The organism is Bartonella occidentalis (assembly GCF_037070875.1).
In the GTDB taxonomy this organism is placed as follows: Bacteria; Pseudomonadota; Alphaproteobacteria; order Rhizobiales; family Rhizobiaceae; genus Bartonella.
Map to the genome: position 1 here is coordinate 181,119 of NZ_JAYMZJ010000003.1, position 23,913 is coordinate 205,031.

Here is a 23,913-nt window from a genome sequence, read left to right on the forward strand (position 1 = left end):
TTTATGTGTGCACAAAAATAGAATGTAAATTTTTTTATTGAGACGATATTTTTTGTGTTCGTTTCCGATATTGTTGAAATTCAAAAATTGCTACAACGAATAACGAGATGATGAATGGTATGATCAAATAAAGCATTCTAAAAACAATGAGTGCTGCAATGACATCAGCTGGATCTACATCGGGCATGCCTGTTATGAATAGAGCTTCAAGAACGCCAACTCCTCCTGCAGGAGCATTAGAGAGGAGAGTTACAGTGAAAGATGCAAGGAAAACACCAAGTACAGTAATAAAACAGGTATTTGAGTTGTATGGGAGCACGGCATATATGATTCCCGCTGCTCCTAAAAGTTCTAAAGGGCTAATGAAAAGCTGTTGAATGACTATTTTTAGTCGTGGATAACAAAGCTGAATTTTTTTTCCTATGTGCAAGGGCTTCAATTGAAGCCAGCTGCCAAAAGTATAGAGTGCAATACAGAAAAGCAAAATTGCACCAACTGTTGTTCCAAGCCATATGGGAAGATCTTTATGAATAAGGGTAATAATTTCTGGTTGAAGCAGTAAAACGATACCAGAAAGTAGGGTTGTGCCTATTATAAAAGTAAAGGAGCAAAAGCCTACCAATACCGCGATTTCTGTTCCGTTTAATCCTTTCATTTTGTAAGCACGATAACGCACAACTGCACCGGAAAAAACTGAAGCACCAATATTGTGCGAAAGTGCGTATGTGGTAAATGAACATATAGCAATAAAAAACCAAGAAATCTTATGACCGAGATGCTGTAGAGCAATTCGATCATATCCAGCAAGAGCAGCATAAGCTACAAGAGAGCACAAACAAGCTAACAACCAGTATTGTGCATTTACATTGCTTAGGCGTTCCGATATATCACTAAAAGAAATAGCAGACAGCTTTGTATAAAGAATGCGGATGGATATCAACATTGCTATAATACCGATAAATGGCCATATAAATTGCTTTATTTTCATACTTTTACCCGCTTTTTATTTCCATTTGTGTTTTTTGTAAGTTTAATGCGTGCTTCTGCGTATTAAGTGAAGATCGTTGCTCAGTTATATGCTCAATAACACCATTGGCAATTTCTTCATCATCAATTACTACAATACTTGCTCCTATCTCAATTAGATATGCTGTTTCTGCATCAGATATTGCGTGGGTAATTATTGGGATATCCTTGTTAATATTACGTATATTTGTTAAGCATTTTGCCGCTTCAATGCTATTATGCATTGTAATAACAATGTTTCGTGCATTATTAATATTTGCTGCATTCATTATTTCTTGTTCAATGATATTACCACAAATCGTTTCTATCCCATTTGTACTAGCTTTGTCTGAAAGGCGTTTTGATTCTTCCACTACCACTACAGGCTCATTTCTGTTCATTAAAGATAATGCAACATATTTACCAACGCGCCCGTAACCAATAACCACAATATGATTGGTTTTTGAGGTAATTGGTAAAAACTCTTTATCATAATCTTGTGGATCGATATCCATGATCGTCTGTTTATCCCGTGAATTTGCAGGAAGACTTTCTAAATGCTTTTTAATTTTGTCACAAGCAATAAAAACAAGAGGATTGAGCAAAATAGAAAGGATTGCACCTCCAAGAATTAATTCATGTGCGTTGTGGTTTAAGAGTCCAAAACTTGAACTTAAGCCTGCAAGTATAAAAGAAAATTCTCCTATTTGGGCAAGGCTGGCAGAAATTGTCAAAGCTGTCCCATTAGAATAGCGGAAAGCTTTAATAATGAAAAAGGAAATACAAGATTTTCCTAATATGATAATTAATAGTGTTGCTAAAAGAGGAAAAAAATTAGTGAATATTTTTCCTGGATCAAATAGCATGCCTACAGAAACAAAAAAGAGAACAGAAAAGGCATCTCTCAGAGGTAAAGATTCTTCCGCTGCACGATGGCTTAATTCTGATTCACTCATAATCATACCTGCAAAAAAGGCTCCAAGAGAAAGAGAAACACCAAATAAATGAGCGGCTCCGAAGGCTACTCCTAGTGCGATAGTGAAAACACTAAGACGGAATAATTCTCGTGATCCCGATTGTGCACTCATTTTTAATAGCCACGGAATAACGCGTCGCCCGATGATGAGCATGAGGGCAATAAATATAATAACTTTTAGGATAGTCAGAATAAAAATTTCTTCGATGTTTAAATTTAACCATTGAACAATAGGATCAACCGCTTCTTTTTTTGTATTGCCAAGAATATTTGCCAGTGATGGTATGAGAACAAGTATAAGAACCATAGCTAAATCTTCAATAATCAACCAACCAACAGCAATACGTCCTTTTTCTGTTTCAATAAGATGGCGTTCTTGCAAAGCGCGTAAGAGGATAACAGTACTTGCTGTTGATAAAGCTAAACCGAAGATTAGTCCACCGCTGAAGCCCCATCCCATGACTAGGCCAAGGAGAAAACCTAAAAAAGTAGAAAATGCCATCTGTGCAATGGCAGCAGGGATAGCAATAGCTTTAACAGATAAAAGGTCTTTTAATGAAAAATGTAACCCAACACCGAACATCAGCAAAATTATACCAATTTCAGCTAGTTGGTTGATAATAACAGAATCTATTTTAATTCCACCTGTATTAGGTCCCACAATAACACCAGCTAACAAGTAGCCTACTAGCGGTGAGATGCGCAAACGATTGGCTATCATCCCAAAAAGAAATGCTAAACATAAACCCGCAACAATCGTTGTAATAAGTGGTGTATCGTGCAGCATTATTTATGTCTCTTTTCAAAAAAACGAATTACTTAATAGATATAATGTCTTTGACGCAAAACGAAAATGGTGCACCATATGAATTAGCGTAGTGTTTTCATTTTAGTTTGGCTTTTCTATCTGAGTATTTTGTTTATTTTGCCAATTGCCGAGCAGTAGTAAAATAGGAGAGGCAATAAAAATTGAGGATGACGTTGCAATAATAATTCCAAAGACCATAGGTAATGCAAAATTATGGACAGCATTTCCACCCCATATTGCCATAGGCAACATAGCCAAAACTGTAGTGGTTGATGTAAAAATACAGCGTATAAGAACTTGATTAATTGAGAAGTCGATCAATTCTCGCAGTGGCTTTTTTTTATAAAGGCGCATATTCTCGCGCATTCGATCATAGACAACAACTTTATCATTTATTGAATAACCAACAATTGTTAAAAGAGCCGCAATGGCAGTTAAGTTAAAATCAAGTTGAAATAAAGCAAAAAAACCGATCATTTTCGTGGTGTCTAAAATGAGTGTTACAATTGCTCCGACTGCAAAAAACCATTCGAAGCGTATCCATATGTAAAGTGACATGGCAATTGTTGCTAAAATAACAGCGGTAAAAGCAGCTGTGGCAAGTTCACCTGATATTTTAGGACCAACAACTTCTATTTGATCAAATGTAGCGTTTGGATAAACATTTTGTACGGCCGTTTTAACTTTATCAATGGAGATGGCTTGTTGTTCTTCACCGCCACTTTGTTTTTGAATGTGGATCAAAATGGTGTGTGCATTGTCAATATTTTGTAGTGTAACTTCACCAATATTGAGGGCAGAAAGCTTTGGGCGCAAAGTTGCTAAATTAGCTGGTGATTGTGTAGTAATCCTCATTTGGCTACCACCAACGAAATCAATTCCGAAATTTAAACCAGGCTTAAAGAACAGAAAAACAGAAGCAAGTGATAAAATAATTGAGACTCCTATACCGATAAAGCGAGTTTTCATAAAGCAAAAATTTGTATTTTGTGAGATAACGTTAAAAATAGAGTGAAAATGTAAAGTTTTAATTTTCCATTTACGAACAACCCAAATCATCATGATGCGCACAATGGCAATGTTTGTGAACATAGAGATGATAATCCCAAGCAACATTGTCACAGCAAACCCGCGAACAGGACCAGTGCCAAACCAGAAAAGTAAAATAGTTGCAATAATTGCGGTAACATTTGCATCAATAATGGTTGAAAAAGCCTGTTTAAATCCACGATCTAAGGCGGCGAAGGCGCTGATATTTTTTCTGCTTTCTTCTCGTATACGTTCGTTAATCAAAATATTAGCATCTACTGAGATACCTATGCCTAAAATAATACCAGCAATGCCTGGCAATGTAAGCGTAGCACCGAGAATACTTAGAGCGGAAAATATTAAAATAGTGTGTAAAGTTAGTGCTAGATTTGCAATAATGCCCCAAGTTCCATATAAAGCAAGAATAAAACCTGCAACAAGAATAAAACCTATAACCCCTGTGTAAAGTCCCATTTGAATGGCATCAGCACCAAGATTTGGACCGACTGTCCTCTCTTCAATTATGGTTAATGGAGCAGGTAGAGCACCGGCTCGGAGGAGAGCAGCTAGGGTTGATGCTTCTTTTGGATCAAAATTACCTGTAATTTGACCTTGTCCGTTAGGAATGACACCATTAATAACAGGCGCGGTTAAAACCTTATTATCAAGAACAATTGCGAAAGGGCGGTTGATGTTTTTCCGTGTTATTTCTGCAAATATCTTTGAGCCAGTAGAATTCATAGTAAACGATATGATGGGGCGTCCTGGCATTTGAGGGTCGAAACCTGCACGTGCATCTTTAAGAGCGTTGCCGTCTAAAGCAACTTGGTTATAAATTGCATAGAGCTGTTTTTCATCGGTGTATCCAGGGAGAATTGAAACATTTGCGGGTGGATGATTGATATCTATATTTGTGGGCACAAGATGAAAAGTCATCTTAGCTGTAGTTCCTAAAAGGTCGCGCAGTTGCTTTGGGTCTTGTAGGCCAGGCAATTGCACCATGATACGATCGGTTCCCACCTTTTGGATGATTGGTTCAGTAACACCGACCTGATCTATCCGGCGTCGGATAATTTCTAAACTTTGTTCAATAGCATTGTTGATACGATCTTTAGTACTAGCTTCTGTTAATGCTACACGGATAACTTCATTATGTGTACTGATAGCGATGTCATTGGTTTTCGTACCAAAACCACTATATATAGGGGTAATTAATTCCTTTAAAGCCGAGATAGCTTTTTCGCTTTGTGTTAAATCAGAAAGAATAACAACTATGTTATCTTCAGTGATACGAACACTTGACGTACGGATTTGTTTTTGACGTAGTGTATGACGTACATTGCCTAAAAGTGTGTGTAGTTGATCGCGCTTTAATGTTTTAGTATCAATCTCGAGCAGGAGAGAAGAGCCTCCTTGGAGGTCTAATCCGAGTGTTACACGGGTGTTAGGTAAAATTTTTGAGTTATTAATCTGTTCTTGCGAAAATAAATTAGGCAAGGCAACATATATGCTGCTTAAAAGGATAAAACAATAAAGGGTAGTTAGCCAACCAGGTGTACGCATGATATATTCCGCTAATAGGCAATCTAATGATTATTAAAGTTAAAGGCAGAGATAATATAGGATAATGGGTTTATACTTCAAGCAATAGGAGGAGCACGTTTACTTGTAAAATATGGCGCTTGATAATTGCGTAGCTGTTCACTCAGAGTGACTGCAGTTATTAAAGATAGATTCAAAGTATTTTTGAAAATATTGATAACCGAAGCACAGCCTATATAAAGGGTTAAAAAGTTCTTGTTTATAGATGTCGTAATATTCACGTCATTACTTTTATTTTTTTGATCAAGTACATTGGTTGTGATTATATTGCTGACATATGCTTGCTTGATCAAATAAGTTTGTGTTTCTAGAGTACTTGTTAATAATATACCAAAGCCATACAAAAGAAACCAAGCCGTAAAAGAGAAAAAATTTCTGTTTTTATGGTATCGGTACAAAAAAAACATGCCAAGCGCCTTTTTGTTTTAATTGATTTTAGCTCTTATTATTATCATTGTTCTTATCAATAGTATAGGATAAGGAAAAGCTTTTATAAGATTATTCTACAAAAGTTGGAAATATTTGCCTGATTGCATATTTTAAAGAGGGTGGTTCCTCGTACTTTCATTTAAGGCAGATATGTATTTATTTTTTAAAAAAGCTTTACACATTTTTTTCTTTATTTTCGGATTTATATTTGTATTCAACTCTTGTGCATGGGGGAATTTTGTATCACAAAATGCTATAATCGGACAGCCGATCGTTAACCATTCAATTGATGAAATTATTCAGCAACAACTGTTAATTATTAAAACTCTTGAACAAGATACAGAAACTTTAAAAAAGGACTTTGAAAGTAAATCAGAAGAAGCCAGTGCTTTGGCAGATCTGCGGTTACGAGCACGAGACATCAGTAAGCATGCTCTTGAAGCGGCATTTGTTTTGCGTGCTCCTCTCAATGACATTAATGTACTTTTAGGATCGTTGACAGAACCTAATGATGAAGCAAAAAAATTGCAAGGTCAAAGTGAAGAGCGCGATAGTCTGATAAGACAAAAAGCCACAATCAATGATACAGTGCTTCGGTTTGAAGAAGTGTTTTTAGCTGCAAATAGAATAGCCGAAATGGCTGCTTTTCAGTCAAGAGAATTTTTAAAACGTACATTGACACATAGGTTTGAATTTTCAATACCAATGGTCAAACACTTTGTTGAAAAAACCAAAGAATCTGCATCTGATTTTATTGTTCTGTTTAGTTCTTGGTGGAAATTTGTATTTTATTTTAAGCTCTTACATTTTTTTCTTTCTTTTTTGATTCCGATTCTTGTGGCTCTTGGGCTTTCTTATTTTTCTCGTAAATTTTTTACGCATATATACTCGCGTGTTATTAAGAGTAATGAGGAAATATCTTATTTACAGCGTTTATTAATCGCTTTTATTTCAATTCTATTACCTTCGCTTATATGCGTTGTTTGTATTTATCTCGTTCTTTTTTTATTCCACAGTTTTAGCTTAGATTCAAAAAAACTCGCAACAGTATTTTATACGGTTGGGCATCAAATCATTTTGGTTTTTTTTATTAATCGCTTAGCAGCTGTTCTTTTATCATCGAAGATGGAAGATGTACGTCTTTTAAATGTTTCATCGTCAGTGGCAAATCAATTGGTAACTTTGTTTACTCTTTTAGGCGGAGTGTTAGCTTTTGATTCCATTCTTGATAGTATTTATCAAGTTGTTTTAGCTTCTCTATCTTTGACAATTGTTAAAAGTTTTATTGCTGCTTTCTTTGTAGCAATGTTGTTGTTTGCAATCTCATTTGTTCCATTGCAATTTGGACGTAGGCGTTTGCGAGGCGCAAAAAGAAAGCCGTTATTTTGGCCATTGTATATACGTATTCCCCTTGTGGCTTTGGGATTACTACTCATTGTCATAGATTTGGGCGGATATGTTGGCTTAGCACGTTTTATTATGAAGCAAATTGTGATTGGTGTTGCATGTTTTGTTTTAATGTATTTAGGGGTGCAAGCTGCTAAAGCTATTGGAGCTAAAGGTCAATTTATGAAAACAAGCATTGGTCATGCACTAATGCAATGGTTGCATTTAGAAAATAAAACCATGGATAAATTGGGAATTGTTATTAGTATTTTTTTCAATTTTTTTGTTATTATATTTTGTACAATGCCTCTGCTTATACAGTTGGGATTTTCGTATTCTGATTTGAGAGCAATATTATGGCAGTTGGTTACAGGTTTTCAAATTGGAAATATATCTATTTCCTTAATTTCTATTGTAACAGGAATCTTTATTTTTGCTGCATGCTTTTTCTGCATCCGCAGATTTGTCAGTTGGTTGGATGATGTGGTGTTGGTGCGTGGAGAATTTGATTCTGGTATGTGTAATTCTATCAAAACGGTTATAAATTATGGCGGTATCGTTTTGTCTGCTTTGGTAGGGTTATCAACTGCAGGGTTGGATCTTAGGAATTTTGCGCTCATTGCCGGTGGACTTTCTCTTGGTATAGGTTTTGGTTTGCAAAATATTGTTCAAAATTTTGTATCAGGTCTTATTATTTTGATTGGAAGACCATTTCAGTTGGGCGATTATGTAGAGTCTGGATCAGTAGGTGGTATTGTTAAACGTATTAATGTGAGGGCAACTGAGCTAGAAACATTTCAAGGCAAGACAGTTATCATTCCTAATTCAAGTCTTATTAATAATAATGTAATTAATTGGACACGGCGTAATAAAATGGGGCGGATTGAAGTTCCTATTGCAGTTTCATCCCATATTGCTCCAGAGCGCATTGTTGACATTTTACTGGAGATTGCCTCTATGACAGAGGGGGTTCTAAAAAACCCTGCACCGCAGGTAAATTTTACTGCGTTTGATAGTAAAAAGTTTTCATTTATTTTGGCTATTTGTGTTCCAAACATTACTTCTACTTCTAACATAGCTAACGCTCTGCGCTTTTCACTATATAAACGCTTTTCTGAAGAAGGGATTTTGTAATGCTGAAATATGTTTGTGTGCTGGTCGCTTTTACGTTTTTGGATGTTTTTACTACGGTGGCTTTTGCAGCAACTGTGAAAAATATTGATCTAAAGATGCAGTCGCTTATTATTATTGAAGGAAGTACACTTTCGAATCTTTCTGTAAATACTAATGAATCAGTTACAGTTTGTAACAAAGGTTGTTTTATTAATTTTCCCAATAAGGATCATTTTGCAATAAAAGCAGATGATAATATAGAAATAAATAATGATAAAGTATTTTTTAAATAAGGTAACGTTTAAATATTTATAAAATTATAATATTGTCATTGAAATAGCGAGTATTATATTTATTTAGTGTTTTTTAAATAACAATCTATAAAATTGATATTACTGTATTGCTGGAGTGGCTTATGTAGGTATGATTTTAACTAATTTGCTTTATACTTGGTGTGATAATTTCGATAACAATGTATTTTAATCTAATTGTTTCAAAAAAAACACACTAAAATGTTGTTAATGAAGTTTAAAATTTTAAAATATTGCTGGCAGGTGAAAGCTTAAAAGTGATTAAAATTTATTTTTTAATAATTATAATACTATCTCATTTTGCCATAAAATTTACAGTGTTTTGTGCAATATTTTTACTTTGTTTAAATGCTAGCATTGAGGTATAATTTTATGAATACAAAATATCTAATGGCAGTGTCGGTTTTTGCTATGGTTTCATCTTCTGTTGCACAGGCAGCAGATGTGAGAGTTCCTTATCAATCAGAACACATGGTTTCACCAGTTATTGCTCCTTCTACTTTTTCTTGGACAGGTTTCTATTTTGGGGGACAAATCGGTGCTTTTTCGAGTAAAATTTCTGCAACTGCTCCTGATAGTGATATTCCTCTCGCGCCTAATGAAAGAGATAAGCATAAAAAATGGATTTCAATTGAAAAAAAATATCTGCCTGAACTTTCTGGTTTTATAGGTGGCTTTTATGCAGGAGCCAATGTCGATCTTGGCAATAATTTTATTCTAGGGGTTGATACGGATGTCATTTTGTCTGAACGAAAAGGTACAAAAACTATCTTTGTCAAGGAAAATGAGGAAAATAGAGCTTTTCAGTTGTTGAGGGAAAATCAAAGAGAAGCAGAAGAAGATCATATAACCTTTAAACATACTTTAAAACAACAATGGACTGGTGCTACAAGGGTGCGTGTCGGCTTTGCTGCTGGTTGTGTTATGCCTTATGTCTCTGGAGGTGTTGCTTATGGACATTTTCAAGATATCTTATCTGTATCGGTTACCGGAGCGGAGGTTTTTAATGCGAAACTTGATGATAAACAAACCATGATTGGTTATACTCTTGGGGGTGGTGTCGATTTTGCAATAACCGATCATGTTATTGCGCGTGCGGAATATCGTCATTCAGACTTTGGTAAGAAGAAGTTTGGAGACGCGATTGAGCTTGATTATAAAACTAATGATTTTCGCGTTGGTGTAGCTTACAAATTTTAGTTTTCGCAAGAAAATTCTCAGAGGTTCCATTTTTATGGAGCCTTTATTTTTATTTTGGTATTATAACTTTTGTGGTGGAGCGGGAGTTATTAATTTTAAATTTTTGATGAAGTGAGAAGAGTAATATTAAAATTCTCACTTTACAATTTGAATCGTGGGGAAAACTAAAGCCTTAGTTCAAGGAAACTGTGATTTGTAAATTTTATTATAGTCGCGTATATCACGATAGCACTCTAGCAATAAAATGATAGCTCTACCGATTGTAGTTTGAGATTTTGTGGTTAGAAAATTTTTTATAATGGTGCGGATAGCCGCACCTATTTGTTTTTTCCTTAGAGTTCTCCACAATATTAGAGAGTAGTGCTGTCTGTCTTTTATATGTTGTTTTAGTATCAGATTAAAGAGTTTCAAGAACGATTTAAAGACGGTTTTAAGAGTAAGAATACGTAACTAGGCTATCTGTTTTAGCAGTAAAAGTGTGTCTAAAGTAAATAGGCTGATAGAGCAGTTTATGAATTATCAGTGGTATCAGAGCAAGGGCGTTGGATTTTGGGATTAATCTTGATAAAAGATGCTGTGAAATGGGTGTAAGTTTTTGTGATGTTGTGTCTTTAAAAAAGAAAGGCTTAAGGCTATGGCTTGCTTTAAATTTTTGAACTTAAGGAATTGATCCAATTAGAGAAAAAATTACTACAGACTGGTGATGGTGTTTCCTTACGAGAGTTGTCTTTAGTTCTTTTGAAGCGAAAAAGAGTGAATTGAAAGATGAATAAATAACTGCAAGAAGATGACACAACTCTTAGCTGCATATTTTCTAAATCTGGGAATATAACATAATGAATTAAGTTAGGTTGATATAAAAGAATTGTATGTCTCCTAATTTAGAAAAGATGAAATAGCAGGCAAAGTTTTGTCTCGTTTTGAATATTGCTATAAGATATGCAGCAGCGCACAGTATAGATTTTGCTATATAATTGATACCAAAGTAAAAAGCTTTATTCGGAAGATATAGTCAAAATTTTAAAATATTCTAGCAGTGCCATGGAAAGAAACGTCTGAGTTTTATCGATTGTTAAATAATTCAGTTGCATCAAATTTAGCTTCAAAGATTCTCATTTGAATTGGTGTTTATTCGATGTTGATCAGGTATATCTTCGATCTGGAGAGATTATAAAATCAATATGGATGATCATAAAAAAACATGAAGAGGGTAATTGGCAAGGTTTCTAATTTTCATGCCTCACTTATAATTGAAGCATTTACTGTCATTGAAAAAGTAAAACGTAATGGCTTCTTACTTGTTGGAAGTTTTGGATAGTTTCTATGTGATGTGATGCTTTCTAAGTTTATGGAAGAAAGGATTGATTATAGACTTTTTATGGTTTCAGATCAGGTCTTGGTGATTTGATAGCAGAAACCAACGTCTATAATATTTGAAATTTTAGAGGCTATTCTTTCTCATTTTTTAGGTAATACAGTCCAAAAACTTATTTTAAAAGTTGAGTTTAATGAAATGCAGATCATTATAGAAATTACAAAATAAATTATTGATCGGGAAATTGTTCAAACAGTAAACGTGCGTAATATTGTACATATTTCTGGAAAGAAAAGTTTTTTACCTGGGTAAAAAGCAAAATAAATTTGGAAAAAGGAAAAACTTTTTTGTTCCACAACGTATGTGATGGAGAAACCAATGGGGATATAGTTGCATGGAATATATCACCTTAGATATGGCCAAAGAGTCTTCCACGGTTGGAAAGAATGAAAAGGGAACGCAGGTATGTAAGTATTTCATTGAATGTGAGTAGCCTGGAAAGAAAGTGATTATTTCTCAGATTGATTATTCAGATCCTGAGCCATACTTTTTGGCCTTGCAGGTTAATGATACTATTCGATGGGCTCAGCAGCCATTATGGTTATAAATGCTTTTTCTGGCATTGGGTTTGTCGCTAAAGATTTTCTAAGTAATACTTATGGTCTGGTGGATAAAGAAAAATTTTGGATCCATTATAGCAGCTTTGCTGTTTTTTATAGCTTTAGCGGAAGCTTTTGATCTTTGGAAAGAGTACCGAGAAACAAAAGAAAAAAATTAAGCTTTAGAAGTAGCATCAACACTGCTTGAAGTAGAAAATAAAATTAATTAAAAAAGTGATGCTGATGTGCAAGTTGATCTTGCTGAGTGGATGTGTAGCAAATGAACGTATTTCTTGTGCTGATTGAGTGATAATTTATTTTTTATAAGCAATATATTACAGTAATTAGTTAAAGTTTATAAAGAAGTACTTTGAAAGCATAACAAGCAAGAGAAATGTTTTTGTAGGTGAAAATATGGTCAAAAGGAGTACTGAAAAGCATACGGAATTTACGAATGCAGAAAAAATGCTGTAAGAAATGATCATACTTACTAAAGTTTGAAAGTGATTCTTGCTGTGTGTAATAGATCGTATTGATTATTTTTGTTAATTTTTGATTTTGTATGTTTTCATCAAAGCGATAGATAGTATTTTTCGAATAGTTTATACCTTGTTTACATTAAGAGTAAATTTTACCTGATAGCTAAAAAAGTTATATTTACCTCGTTACTGCTACTCATGATATGTATTAAGCTCCCGATCGATTTACTCAAGAGTTTCAAAAATTGTATGCTTGGTCAAAAATGATTAGTATGGGAAAGAGAGAAGTTTTCTTTCATCCTATAAACTGTGAAAGATTTAGTTCAATTTTTTTTGGTAACGAGATGTTATATAGTAAGATTTTCCCAGTATGAATGAAATGCTCTTTATCGCTAGAGTAAAATTGCACTCTTAATATTGAGTGTTTCAATCATCTTGGGCTTTTCTCTACTTCAAAAGGTCTGATTTGAAAATTAGATAGGGTTATTTACGTATTGAATTTTAGTGTTGTCAGAGAATTAATTATACATATTTTAAGATATGATATTAAGATATCGTGATGAAGCCTAAAAACAAAAGCATGGATGATCTACTTGTTGCGATGATGGGAGATACATCAATAAGAGGAGATTCTTTTTGCAAAGTGTTATAAGGGTATTTGTAATATGGCCTTAGGAGATACTACTGAACAACTACTACAGGAATTTAGGAGATATCTTCTTAATATACAACAAAATATTAATTACAATACATTTAGTAAAGAAGTAGCGCACGTTACAGCGATGGTGGAAACGCCTAAATTGATAGGGCATTATCAGTATGATATGACATTAGATATTAGTGGTACAGTTTTTCAGAAAAAACTATAGGATGCGTTACGCGAAGTGCGATGTGGTAAAACAATTTGTTACGAAGAGTTAGCACGGCATACTGATATGCCAAAAACGCATCACGCAGGTAGCTAATGCATCTGCGTGTAACAAGTCTCAGTTCTGATCATTCCTTGTTATCGTATGGTACGAAAAAATGGTGCTTTTTCAAGTATCCCTGGGGTGTTAAACGGAAACAAATTTTTCTGCAATGGGAACGGCGAGAATGAGAGTATATCCTTTTACATAAACCCTCGGTCTTTTGAAAAGAAAAAGAGCTATGTATGTCATAGGTTGGTAAAGTTGAGTATAATCAGGATAAAAGATTCTCTCTCAGCATATAAATGCATGTTGGTTAGTTATTTATGACAATGTGGAAGAAATAAACTATTGTACAGCTCAATATCCACCCGAATACAAAATTTAAATGCAGTATTATTTGCATTACAACAGAAAAGCTACAAGGCTTATGATTTTTTTATCTAGAATCAAAAGTCTAAATTCTTGGAGAAGAAGTCTTTATTCATAGTTACAGTTCCACCTGATAATAACAGCATCACTAAAGATAGTTTACTTTTTAAATCTTTGTAAAATAAGGGAAGTTTTACTTCTGGTGGTGCGGACGGCGGGACTTGAACCCGCAAGGTCTTAGACCGGCAGATTTTAAGTCTGCTATGTTTACCGATTTCATCACGTCCGCGACAGAGATCTCCTCATAAGCTATATTTTTTATTGAATCAAGGATTAATGATAAAAGAAACAATTTTCATTCTTGTGTAAACTTTTGACTGACAACAACTGTTTTTATAGCTAGAAGAAACTTGCACAGTATTAATAAGCGGGAAATGACTGGTGCTATGAATAATTTTATCCAAGACGTAACTGAGGCTACAACTGCCTTGCATAATGTGTTTGCTGAAACACCACTTCAAAAAAATGACTTTCTTAGTCAAAAATATGATGCAGAAATTTATTTGAAACGCGAAGATTTGACACCGGTGCGATCATATAAAATTCGCGGCGCATTTAATTTTGTTTCTGAAATGCTTGATCAGATATCTCTGAACGTTGCGTTTGTTTGCGCGTCAGCGGGCAATCATGCGCAAGGGGTTTCTTTTGTTTGCCGCCATTTTAAACGTAAAGGTGTAATTTTTATGCCTGTGACAACTCCACAACAGAAAATTGATAAGGTACGTATCTTTGGTAGGGAGTTTATTGATATCCGTTTAATTGGTAATACATTTGATCAATGTTATGCAGTTGCACAGTCTTTTGCTGCCGAAAGCGGTGGTATGATGGCACCACCGTTTGATGATATTCGCGTTATTACAGGGCAAGCAACAGTTTTATGTGAGGCTGCAGCGCAATGGAAAAAACTCAATGGGGAAAGTGAGCCAGATTTGGTAATTTTGCCTGTAGGTGGAGGTGGTTTGGCCAGTGGTGTTAGTAAGCTTTTACATGAATATGGTTGGAAGACAAAACTTAATTTTGTTGAGCCGCAAGGAGCTGCAAGTTTATTAGCTTGTTTAAAGAGTGGAAAACGCATAAAACTTGATAACATCGATACATTTGTAGATGGTGCTGCTGTGGCTGAAATTGGTGCATTAAACTACACAATTTTAAAGAAATTTTCACCAGATTCTGTCATTACAGTTCCTGAAAATCGTGTGTGTTCTACAATGGTTGAAATGCTTAATGTTGAAGGTATGGTTCTTGAACCAGCTGGTGCTTTGTCGATTGATGCTCTTAACAGTGTACCCTCTCATGAATTGAAAGGAAAAAAGATTCTTCTTGTAGTTTCAGGAGGTAATTTTGATTTTGAGCGTTTACCAGATATTAAAGAGCGCTCTTTACGTTTTCAGGGGTTAAGAAAATATTTTATTTTTAGTTTTCCACAACATCCTGGTGCACTGCGTAGTTTTCTTACTCAATTATCTCCAGATGACGATATTGTACGCTTTGAATATCTCAAAAAAACAGCCAGAAGTTTTGGCTCTGTGCTGATTGCAATTGAAACAAAAAAATATGATAACTTTTCTTTATTGGAGAAAAAGTTTAAAGTATTAGGTTGGCGCTATCGTGATATTACTGATGATCAAACACTATTTGATTTTGTTGTCTGAGAGAATATAATTTTGAAAAAACAAGAGATATAAAAATGAAGCCTATTTTTTATTTTGGGTTGAGTCTGTTTTTATTTTTTTATGTTGATGCACAGAGTTTAGCATCTGAATTAACAGCAGCACAAAGAGCCGAACTTTCGAGTTTGGTTTCTGATGTTAATAATGCTATGAAAAATAAAAATTGTACAGCTATATCTGCTTATATGCCCAGTCGGATTTATAGGGAAATGGCTCGTCGATTGAATACGACAGAGGATAATTTACGCAATAATTTTCTTAAACGGTTGCGTGCTCAATGTGAAAATTTACCAGCTGGTTCTTATCATTTAGATGAAACAAATATAGATTATCTACAAACTGATAACGGTATGTTTTATGCTTTAATTCCAACTACACTTGAGATAAAAGACCGCATCATCAAATATAAAACTTTGGCAATTTTTGATAAAATGAAATGGTATTTCATTTATGGAGGTCAGAAAACTATACAAAATTCGGTTTTTCTTGAAATTTATCCTGATTTTAGTAAGATCCATTTGCCAAAGGAAACAATAATTAATAAATGAGGAATGCATTATTTTGTATATGTGGTAAATATTTTGCAAAATGCTTGCTTTTTTATTTGAATCGAACATAGTATAAGCGGAGATGTTTGGCTGGACGGTCGGCTGTTTGTAAAATACGGTTTATACCTTTATTTTGTCCTCTATTTGATGGGATGTGCAAATCGCTATTCTAAGCTTTATTTGGTGATCTGATATATCAAGATTTTTATTTCGCATATTTTAGAATAAAGGAGTTTAGCTTACCACTTTTTTAGAGTTGTTTGCTGAGGGAAGATTTCGTTTTGGATGTAAATAGAGAAAATATTTTTAAAAAATTGGGGTTGCCTACACTTTTGGTTAAAAATTTGCTTGCTGCCGGTATTAGTAAGCCTAAACCTATTCAGGAACAAGCTATACCAATGATGCTGAAAGGGCGCGATATTTTAGGTATTGCGCAGACAGGTTCTGGAAAAACTTTGGCATTTAGCTTGCCTATTCTGAGCCAAGTTTTGTCTGTGGGTGATAAACGTGTTCCTAGAACTGCTCGGGCTTTGATTTTGGCTCCTACGCGTGAACTTGCTGTTCAAATTGATGAAACAATTCGCATTGTTGCAAAAGGGACGCACCTTTCAACATGTCTCATTTTTGGTGGGGTATCGCGTCTGAAACAAATTAAACGTATGCAAGCAGGTGTAGATGTTTTAATAGCAACGCCAGGTCGTTTAATAGATCTTATTCGTGAAAAGTATATTGATCTTTCTCAGTCTCGTTTTCTTGTTCTGGATGAAGCAGATCGCATGTTAGATATGGGGTTTATTAATGATGTACGACAAGTTGTGAAGTTTTTGCATAAAGAACGTCAGACAGCGCTTTTTTCAGCGACAATGCCAAAAGAAATTATAGCACTCACGAATAGTCTGCTTGATGATCCCGTAAAAGTGGAAGTTGTTTCTTCAGGAACTACTGCTACAGAAATCACTCAAAAAATATATTGTGTTGCTACACGTGAAAAAAAGAATGTCTTGGGTCATTTTTTAAAAAATCCGGCTTGTTCTTCGGTTATTATCTTTACCAGAACTAAATACGGTGCAGATTCTGTAACACGTAGTTTACAAAAGATAGGGTATTCTGTTGCAACGATCCATGGAAATAAATCACAAAGTGCTCGGCAGTGTGCATTGAAAGCTTTTCGCGAAAGATCGGTGCGAATTCTTGTTGCAACAGATATTGCAGCTCGTGGTATTGATATACCAGATATAAGTCATGTTATTAATTATGATTTACCAGATGAAGCGGAAAATTATGTGCATCGGATTGGTCGTACAGGACGCAATGGTGCGTCTGGTGATGCTGTTACACTTTTTGATGAGGCAGTAGAGGGGATGCGGTTACGTGCTGTAGAGCGATTAATTGGTATGAAATTGGTGCGTGAGGCTGTTCCAGTACGATTGGCGTCATTTCCAAAAAAGCCATTTGTCTCAAATGATGAAGAAAAAGACAATAATAAGAAATCTCATCTTAAAAAATCTAAACATCAGAAACGATTTTTGAGTTGCAAGGATGATGTTGTGCAATCACAGGGTAGGGATTTTCCATCTTCAAATGAAAAACGCGAAACAGCAAAAACAAAGAGAAAACGTGCAAAACCTATCCGTTTTCGCAAGTCGGTAAAGAAGGCGGCTTGAGTAAAATTTCAGATTATAAAGGAGTCTTTTCTGTTTGCGATTGTTGCTCGTTTGAACTGTAGCAATGAAATCAGAGTGATTCTTTTTTTAACAAAACTAAAATTTTATTATATCACTATTCTAAAAGGGATTGGAAGATTAAGTAAAAACACAGATGGCTCCCCGGGCCGGATTCGAACCAGCGACCAACCGGTTAACAGCCGGTTGCTCTACCGCTGAGCTACCGAGGAACAGTGCTCACAACACCTAACCACGAAAGCTATAGCAAAGCAATATTGATTTGCAAAGGATAAAATTGCTTTTTTTTAAAAAATGTCAAAAATTGTATAAAAAGTTCATAAGACATTTCTATACCTTGACGGAGGTCTTGCCTTCCCTTATTGACAAGTTCTATGTTTATTAATGAGGCCTCGTGGCAGAATGGTTACGCAGAGGACTGCAAATCCTTGGATCCCGGTTCGATTCCGGGCGAGGCCTCCAGCTAGTTCTAATTAAATGAGGGCTTTGGGGGGGGAGGATACGTTTAAATAAATCGCTTTTCCCCTAGTGAGAACACTTTTATATAGAATGTGAAAACGGTGCGATTGAAATCTAATTGTTGATTGTAACGTATTTTTTTGTAAGACTGATGGCTGAAGATTTAAGATCTTAATTATTGCTACTTTGGTATGGTTTTTTGTTATGTGAGAGAAAAGGTTTGTTATGATCCCGGATTTTGCAGAGCTTCGCCGCAAAATGGTCGACAATCAAATTCGTACAGTAGATGTGACGGATTTATCAGTTCTTGAAGCGTTTTTAACGGTTCCACGTGAAGATTTTGTACCGGAAGGTATGAAGGCTTTGAGTTATATTGATACCGATATTGCTGTATATCCAGCCCAAAATGGAGAACCCGCACGCTATTTGATGAAGCCTGCTTCTTTGGCAAAACTCCTACAAATTGCGGCTATCAAATCATCTGATAGTGTCTTAGATATTGGTGCAAATAGTGGTTATTGTGCGGCGTTGCTTTCAAAATTTGCAAGATCTGTTATTGCGTTAGAGGATAATAGAAACCTTTCAGAACAAGCAGTCAGTATTTTAGCGCGTAATCAATGTGATAATGTTATTGTGGTTAATGGATCATTAGAGAAGGGGTATGCTATTGAGAAGCCTTATGATGTGGTTTTTATAGAAGGTGCTGTTGACTTTATTCCTGGAAATATCTTTGGCCAAATGAAAGACGGTGGGCGTCTTATTGCGGTTGAAGGCCATGGTAATGCTGGTATTGCACAGATTTATGTAAAAGAAGATGGGATTATTTCGGTGCGCCGTGCTTTTAATCTTGCTGTAAAATCTCTTCATAATTTTTCAAAAAGGCCTGATTTTGTATTTTAATGTTCTTTTTTATAGATAAAAGATAATAATTATTTTGGGGGTTTCCGTTGTGTTCAAAGTAAGCAAAAAGTTTCAAGTATTTTTGTTGCTGATGCCTAATATCTTTATATCAAGGTCTGTTTATGCTGAGACATTGATGGATGCTTTTGCTAAAGCTTATATATATAATATTAAGTTGAATAGTGAGCGTGCCGCTGTGCGCATATCAGGTGAAGATGTAATCATTGCGCGCTCGGGGTTATTGCCGGAGATTACAGGAATTGGTAATTATGGGAGGAGTAAACCTGTTTTAGGATCTTATAATACTTCTGGTTCTATAGGGATAAAATTAAATCAAAGGTTATTTGATGGTTTTATTACTCAAAATACGTTTTCTTCAGCTCAGGTTAAGTTGCAGGCACAGCGTGAATATCTTCGTAATGCTGAACAAAATATGTTTTTGGAGACTGTAACGGCGTATGCTAACGTGTATCAAGCGCGTCGTATTGCGAAGCTTCGTAGAGAAAATTTGGCTGCTCTTGAAGAGCAAGTTCGTTCAAATAAGGCAAAACTTGATGTTGGAGAAGGGGGGCGTGTTGATCTTTCTCAGGCAGAAGCTGCGCGTTCTGTTGCTGTTTCAGAGCTCAGTTTGGCATATGCTGATGTCAAGTCAGCGGAGGCAGTTTATCGACAGGTTATTGGTTCTAATCCTGAAAAATTACAGTTCCCATCAGTAGCAAAAGATTTACCGATAAATCTTGATGCGGCTTATCAAATTAGTATCGCTAAGCATCCAGCAATTCTTTATGCAAAATATTTAGTCGATGCTAGTTCTTATAACGTTAAAGCGAAAGAAGGGAGTTTACTTCCTAAAGTCGATTTTTTTGCAACGACATCCTACAATCGGGTTTATAGTGGTCCTGGGGAAGATGGTGTTTCTAAGTCAATTGGATTATCGGTTAGTGTTCCTTTTTTTGAAGGTGGACGTACGTCTGCAGAGATTCGTCGGTCAAGGGAACAACTTGAGCAGGCTCGTCTTCAGCTTGATTTAGCTCATAGTAGCACAAGACAAGCGCTTACTTCTGCTTGGTTTCAGTTAGAGGGTGCGCGCGCATCTGTAATTGCTTATCGTGATAGTGTTCGTGCTGCTGAAATTGCTCTCAAAGGCCGTGTACAAGAAAATCGTGTAGGGCAAGCAACGACATTAGATGTTTTAAATTCTCGTACTCAGTTGATTAATGCTCAAATTGCTCTTGCTATGGCAGAGCGCAATGCTATTGTCGCGAGTTATAGTGTTCAATCTTCCATTGGTAAATTAACGGCGAATTATTTAGGTTTGAAAACTGTTCACTATGCTCAATAGGAGTTTTGGAAGGTTTTTTATTTTTCAATAATTTTAATCTTTTAAAAATCGATAAATCAATAGCTGAATATGTTGGAGAATATAGGGTTAGAGGATTATTTGGAAAATAAAGAAAATTCTGTGTAGCACCATTTTCCTGACAAAGAGGTATGTTGATCTTAGAATCCTTTTGCTTACACTAAAACAGTGATTCTGTTTGTTGTTGCGTCTTTGAGAGGTTTAAAAGTATGGTACAGAGTTCAAGCGTGTTACGTGAGCCAAGTATGGATGAGATTTTGACATCTATCCGTGAGATAATTGAAGAAAATACGGTTCAGCCTGATTACCTTTCAAATGAGGGTATTGTGGCAAATACTGCTACGGATCGTTCTGCAGTACAATCAGATGGTGTTTATGACGCAACCTTGTCAGTTGATGACGCAATGAAGGCTTTGGCTGATCGTATTGGTCTTTCTTCTGAGAATCAAAACTTTTCTTCACAAGTGCGCGAAAACTCAGAAGTAGAAAATAATACAATGGGCAGAGATATGCAAAATATGAAATCTTCCTCGGAAGAACAGCGTTCCGTTCACAAGACAAATGAATATAACGATGAGTTATTTGCTGCACAGTCAGAAAATATAGCTGCTGGTGGTGTGGATTTGTCTGCGTATTGTGTTTCTTCTGCGGAAAAAGTCGCAAAGGATGTTTTGCGTCCAGCTATAGCAGAATGGTTGCAATGTAAATTGCCTGTTTTGGTTGAAAATATTGTACGTGAAGAAATCGTCAAGGCACTTAAGAAATTGCCTTAATTTTTAATTTTATCACTGTTTTTTGCATCTTCCATTTTATTTTTGTAAAAATTTTATTAGCGACTTTGCGGGAGTGGGGTTTGCGGTTAGTATGATTAAATATTAGATCATACGTTGTATTTTTAGCAGTATTATAGGGGTGAATGGATGAGAATGTTAGAAAAAAACTATAATGCTGCTTCTGTAGAAAAGAAAATTGCGGAAAAGTGGGAAATTCGAGGTGCTTTTAAAGCGGGAATGGGCGCAAGGCGGCCAGATGCTGATACTTTTTGTGTTATGCTTCCACCTCCGAATGTTACTGGTTCGCTTCATATGGGACACGCACTTAACACAACAATTCAGGATATTGTGGTTCGATTTCAACGAATGTGTGGAAGAAATGTGTTATGGCAACCTGGTACGGATCATGCGGGAATTGCAACGCAAATGGTTGTTGAGCGCCAACTCGCAGAGCAGGGAGAACCGACGCGTCAAGAAATGGGAAGGGAAAGATTCGTTGAGCGTGTTTGGGAGTGGCGTCATAAAACTGGTGGTGTTATCGTCAATCAATTAAAGCGTCTTGGCGTTTCATGTGATTGGTCACGTGAACGGTTTACAATGGACGAGGGTTTGTCTCAGGCTGTTCTTGAGGTTTTTGTTACACTATATAAGCAAGGGCTGATATATAAGGATAAGCGTTTAGTTAATTGGGATCCTAAATTATTGACGGCTATTTCTGATCTTGAAGTCGAGCAAAACGAAGTCAAAGGTCATTTATGGCATTTTAGGTATCCACTTGAAGGTAAAGTTTTTGATCCCAATGATGCTACAACCTTTATAACGGTAGCGACAACACGGCCAGAAACAATGCTTGGTGATACTGGAATTGCAGTTAATCCAAAAGATGATCGTTATAAAGATCTTATAGGTAAAAATGCTATTTTACCACTTATTGGCCGTAAATTACTGATTGTTGGTGATGCTTATGCTGATCCTGAAGCAGGAAGTGGTGCTGTAAAAATTACGCCAGCACATGATTTTAATGACTTTGAAGTTGGGCAGCGCAACAATTTACGCTTGATCAATGTCTTTACACAAAAAGCGGAAATTTTTTTGCGGGAAAATGCAGAGTTTTTTGATGGTTTAACTTTATCAGATGAATTAAAAATATTAGTAGAAAGTTTAGATAAATCTGATCGTTTTATTGCACGCAATCGGATCGTTTCTTTGATGAATGAGAATGGTTATTTAGTAACCATTGAGGATCATTTACATACTGTTCCTCATGGGGATCGTAGTGGGGTGCCTATTGAACCATTCTTGACAGATCAATGGTATGTTAATGCGATGGAATTGGCTAAGCCAGCGATAGAGGCTGTTCATCAAGGAAAAACGAAATTTGTTCCGGATAGTTGGAAAAAAACCTATTTCAATTGGATGGAAAATATTCAACCTTGGTGTATTTCTCGCCAATTATGGTGGGGACATCAGATTCCAGCTTGGTATGGTCCTGACGGTACGGTTTTTGTGGAAAAAAGTGAAGAAGAAGCTTTAAATTCGGCTTTGTCTCATTATGGTAAAACCGTTGAATTAACGCGTGATCAAGATGTTTTAGATACTTGGTTTTCATCAGCTCTTTGGCCTTTTTCAACGTTAGGTTGGCCAGATAAGACAACTGAGTTAGCAGCTTTTTATCCTACATCTTTATCGGTTACTGGGTTTGATATTATTTTTTTCTGGGTTGCTCGGATGATGATGATGGGGCTTCACTTTATGGGTGAAGTGCCCTTTCCAACTGTTTATGTGCACGCTCTTGTAAGGGATCAAAAGGGTGCGAAGATGTCAAAGTCAAAGGGAAATATTATTGATCCATTGGAGCTTATTGATCAATATAGTGCGGACTCACTCCGTTTTACTTTGGCTATTATGGCAGCGCAAGGTCGTGATGTAAAACTTGACCCTTCCCGTATTGCTGGTTATCGTAATTTTGCTACGAAATTATGGAACGCTACCCGATTTGCAAGGATGAATGGTGTTAAGCACAACCCTGATTTTAATCCTGAAAACACAAAGGTCGCGCTCAACCGTTGGATTTTAACAGAGTTATCTAGAACTGTTTCGGCTGTGACAACAGGTATTGAAAACTATAGGTTTAATGAGGCTGCAAATGCACTTTATCACTTCATTTGGCATACATTTTGTGATTGGTATTTAGAGCTTCTCAAACCTATATTTCAAGGTTCAAATGAAGATGCCAAAAATGAAGCTCAAGTCTGTACTGCTTGGATTCTAGATGAAGTCTATAAGCTTCTTCACCCTTTTATGCCTCATATAACGGAGGAGTTATGGCTTCTCACAGAAACACCGGGTATGGCGCGTGAAGATATGCTGGCATTGACAAAATGGCCAGAGGTAACGTTCGCAGATGAGGAAGCCGCTTTTGATATTAATTGGCTTATTTCAGTTATCACTGAAATTCGCTCTGTACGTTTTGAAATGAATATTTCTGCTACTGCTTTAGCACCTCTTGTTATTGTTGGAGGAGGAGAAGTTGTACTAGAGCGTGTACGGCGTTATGATGCTATTATTAAGAAGTTAGCACGCATCGAGACGATTAGTTTTTCTGATAAAGTTCCAGCCGTATCCGCACAAATAATTTTAGGAGAAGCAGTTTTTTGTTTGCCATTGGGGCAGTTGATTAATTTAGAAGCTGAGAGTGCCCGCTTAATAAAAAACATGAATAAAATTGAACAAGATATTGAAAAAATATCAGTTAAATTAAATAATCCAAAATTTATAGCAAATGCAAAACCAGAGATTATTGAGGCTGAACGCAATAGGATTGTAGAATTGCATGCTGCCAAAAAGAAAATATCTATTGCTTTAGAAAGGTTTTTTTAATTGCAATTTTGATTGTGTTCTCCCCATTGAAGTTGAAAACTATTTTGGT

The 23,913-nt window shown here is 35.8% G+C and carries 14 protein-coding genes and 3 tRNA genes; 12 read left to right on the forward strand and 5 right to left on the reverse strand.

Annotated elements, in window-relative coordinates:
• Nucleotides 1–34: 34 nt before the first annotated feature.
• The 3 genes from WCP78_RS05735 to secD form a co-directional block, all read right to left on the reverse strand.
• The gene (locus WCP78_RS05735) at nt 35–988 is read right to left on the reverse strand and encodes a lysylphosphatidylglycerol synthase transmembrane domain-containing protein (protein ID WP_336279547.1); all 954 of its coding nucleotides are present in this window, start codon (nt 986–988) and stop codon (nt 35–37) included.
• A 4-nt stretch (nt 989–992) separates the two neighbouring features.
• Nucleotides 993–2,768 (reverse strand): cation:proton antiporter domain-containing protein, encoded by a 1,776-nt coding sequence (locus tag WCP78_RS05740; protein ID WP_336279548.1) that lies wholly within the window; start codon nt 2,766–2,768, stop codon nt 993–995.
• Nucleotides 2,769–2,870: 102 nt separating this feature from the next.
• On the reverse strand, nt 2,871–5,381 hold the full coding sequence (gene secD / locus WCP78_RS05745; protein WP_336279549.1) for a protein translocase subunit SecD: 2,511 nt from the start codon (nt 5,379–5,381) through the stop codon (nt 2,871–2,873).
• A gap of 618 nt (nt 5,382–5,999) precedes the next feature.
• On the opposite strand from secD, the gene WCP78_RS05750 reads away from it, so the two are divergent.
• From WCP78_RS05750 to WCP78_RS05770, 4 genes are all read left to right on the forward strand, one after another.
• Nucleotides 6,000–8,369: a mechanosensitive ion channel family protein gene (locus tag WCP78_RS05750; RefSeq protein ID WP_336279550.1), complete on the forward strand. Its 2,370-nt coding sequence runs from the start codon at nt 6,000–6,002 to the stop codon at nt 8,367–8,369.
• Nucleotides 8,369–8,641 (forward strand): hypothetical protein, encoded by a 273-nt coding sequence (locus tag WCP78_RS05755; RefSeq protein ID WP_336279551.1) that lies wholly within the window; start codon nt 8,369–8,371, stop codon nt 8,639–8,641. The genes WCP78_RS05750 and WCP78_RS05755 overlap by 1 nt, the downstream gene beginning before the upstream one ends.
• Before the next feature lie 390 nt (nt 8,642–9,031).
• Nucleotides 9,032–9,859 (forward strand): outer membrane protein, encoded by an 828-nt coding sequence (locus WCP78_RS05760; RefSeq protein ID WP_336279552.1) that lies wholly within the window; start codon nt 9,032–9,034, stop codon nt 9,857–9,859.
• A gap of 3,058 nt (nt 9,860–12,917) precedes the next feature.
• Entirely contained in the window at nt 12,918–13,121 is a 204-nt protein-coding gene (locus WCP78_RS05770) for a hypothetical protein (protein WP_336279553.1), read from the forward strand.
• A 614-nt stretch (nt 13,122–13,735) separates the two neighbouring features.
• On the opposite strand, the gene WCP78_RS05775 is transcribed toward WCP78_RS05770, so the two are convergent.
• Nucleotides 13,736–13,821: transfer RNA gene (locus WCP78_RS05775), tRNA-Leu, on the reverse strand.
• Nucleotides 13,822–13,978: 157 nt separating this feature from the next.
• Here WCP78_RS05775 and ilvA point away from each other — a divergent pair.
• The 3 genes from ilvA to WCP78_RS05790 all read left to right on the forward strand — a co-directional run bounded on the left by ilvA (nt 13,979) and on the right by WCP78_RS05790 (nt 17,474).
• Nucleotides 13,979–15,244, forward strand: coding sequence for a threonine ammonia-lyase IlvA (ilvA, locus tag WCP78_RS05780; protein ID WP_336279554.1), 1,266 nt, complete (start codon nt 13,979–13,981; stop codon nt 15,242–15,244).
• A gap of 35 nt (nt 15,245–15,279) precedes the next feature.
• On the forward strand, nt 15,280–15,810 hold the full coding sequence (locus tag WCP78_RS05785; protein WP_336279555.1) for a hypothetical protein: 531 nt from the start codon (nt 15,280–15,282) through the stop codon (nt 15,808–15,810).
• A gap of 281 nt (nt 15,811–16,091) precedes the next feature.
• Nucleotides 16,092–17,474 carry a DEAD/DEAH box helicase gene (locus WCP78_RS05790; RefSeq protein ID WP_336279556.1) on the forward strand — a complete coding sequence of 461 codons (1,383 nt, stop codon included), beginning with the start codon at nt 16,092–16,094 and terminating at the stop codon, nt 17,472–17,474.
• A 155-nt stretch (nt 17,475–17,629) separates the two neighbouring features.
• Here WCP78_RS05790 and WCP78_RS05795 read toward each other — a convergent pair.
• A tRNA-Asn gene (locus WCP78_RS05795) sits at nt 17,630–17,704 on the reverse strand.
• A 176-nt stretch (nt 17,705–17,880) separates the two neighbouring features.
• Here WCP78_RS05795 and WCP78_RS05800 point away from each other — a divergent pair.
• The 5 genes from WCP78_RS05800 to WCP78_RS05820 all read left to right on the forward strand — a co-directional run bounded on the left by WCP78_RS05800 (nt 17,881) and on the right by WCP78_RS05820 (nt 23,864).
• Nucleotides 17,881–17,954: transfer RNA gene (locus tag WCP78_RS05800), tRNA-Cys, on the forward strand.
• A 222-nt stretch (nt 17,955–18,176) separates the two neighbouring features.
• The gene (locus WCP78_RS05805) at nt 18,177–18,851 is read left to right on the forward strand and encodes a protein-L-isoaspartate O-methyltransferase family protein (RefSeq protein ID WP_336279557.1); all 675 of its coding nucleotides are present in this window, start codon (nt 18,177–18,179) and stop codon (nt 18,849–18,851) included.
• Between the two features lie 25 nt (nt 18,852–18,876).
• A complete protein-coding gene (locus WCP78_RS05810; protein WP_336279575.1) occupies nt 18,877–20,193 on the forward strand; it encodes a TolC family outer membrane protein in 1,317 nt (438 codons plus the stop codon).
• A 227-nt stretch (nt 20,194–20,420) separates the two neighbouring features.
• Nucleotides 20,421–20,984: a DUF2497 domain-containing protein gene (locus tag WCP78_RS05815; RefSeq protein ID WP_336279558.1), complete on the forward strand. Its 564-nt coding sequence runs from the start codon at nt 20,421–20,423 to the stop codon at nt 20,982–20,984.
• A gap of 153 nt (nt 20,985–21,137) precedes the next feature.
• A complete protein-coding gene (locus tag WCP78_RS05820; protein WP_336279559.1) occupies nt 21,138–23,864 on the forward strand; it encodes a valine--tRNA ligase in 2,727 nt (908 codons plus the stop codon).
• Nucleotides 23,865–23,913 lie beyond the last annotated feature (49 nt).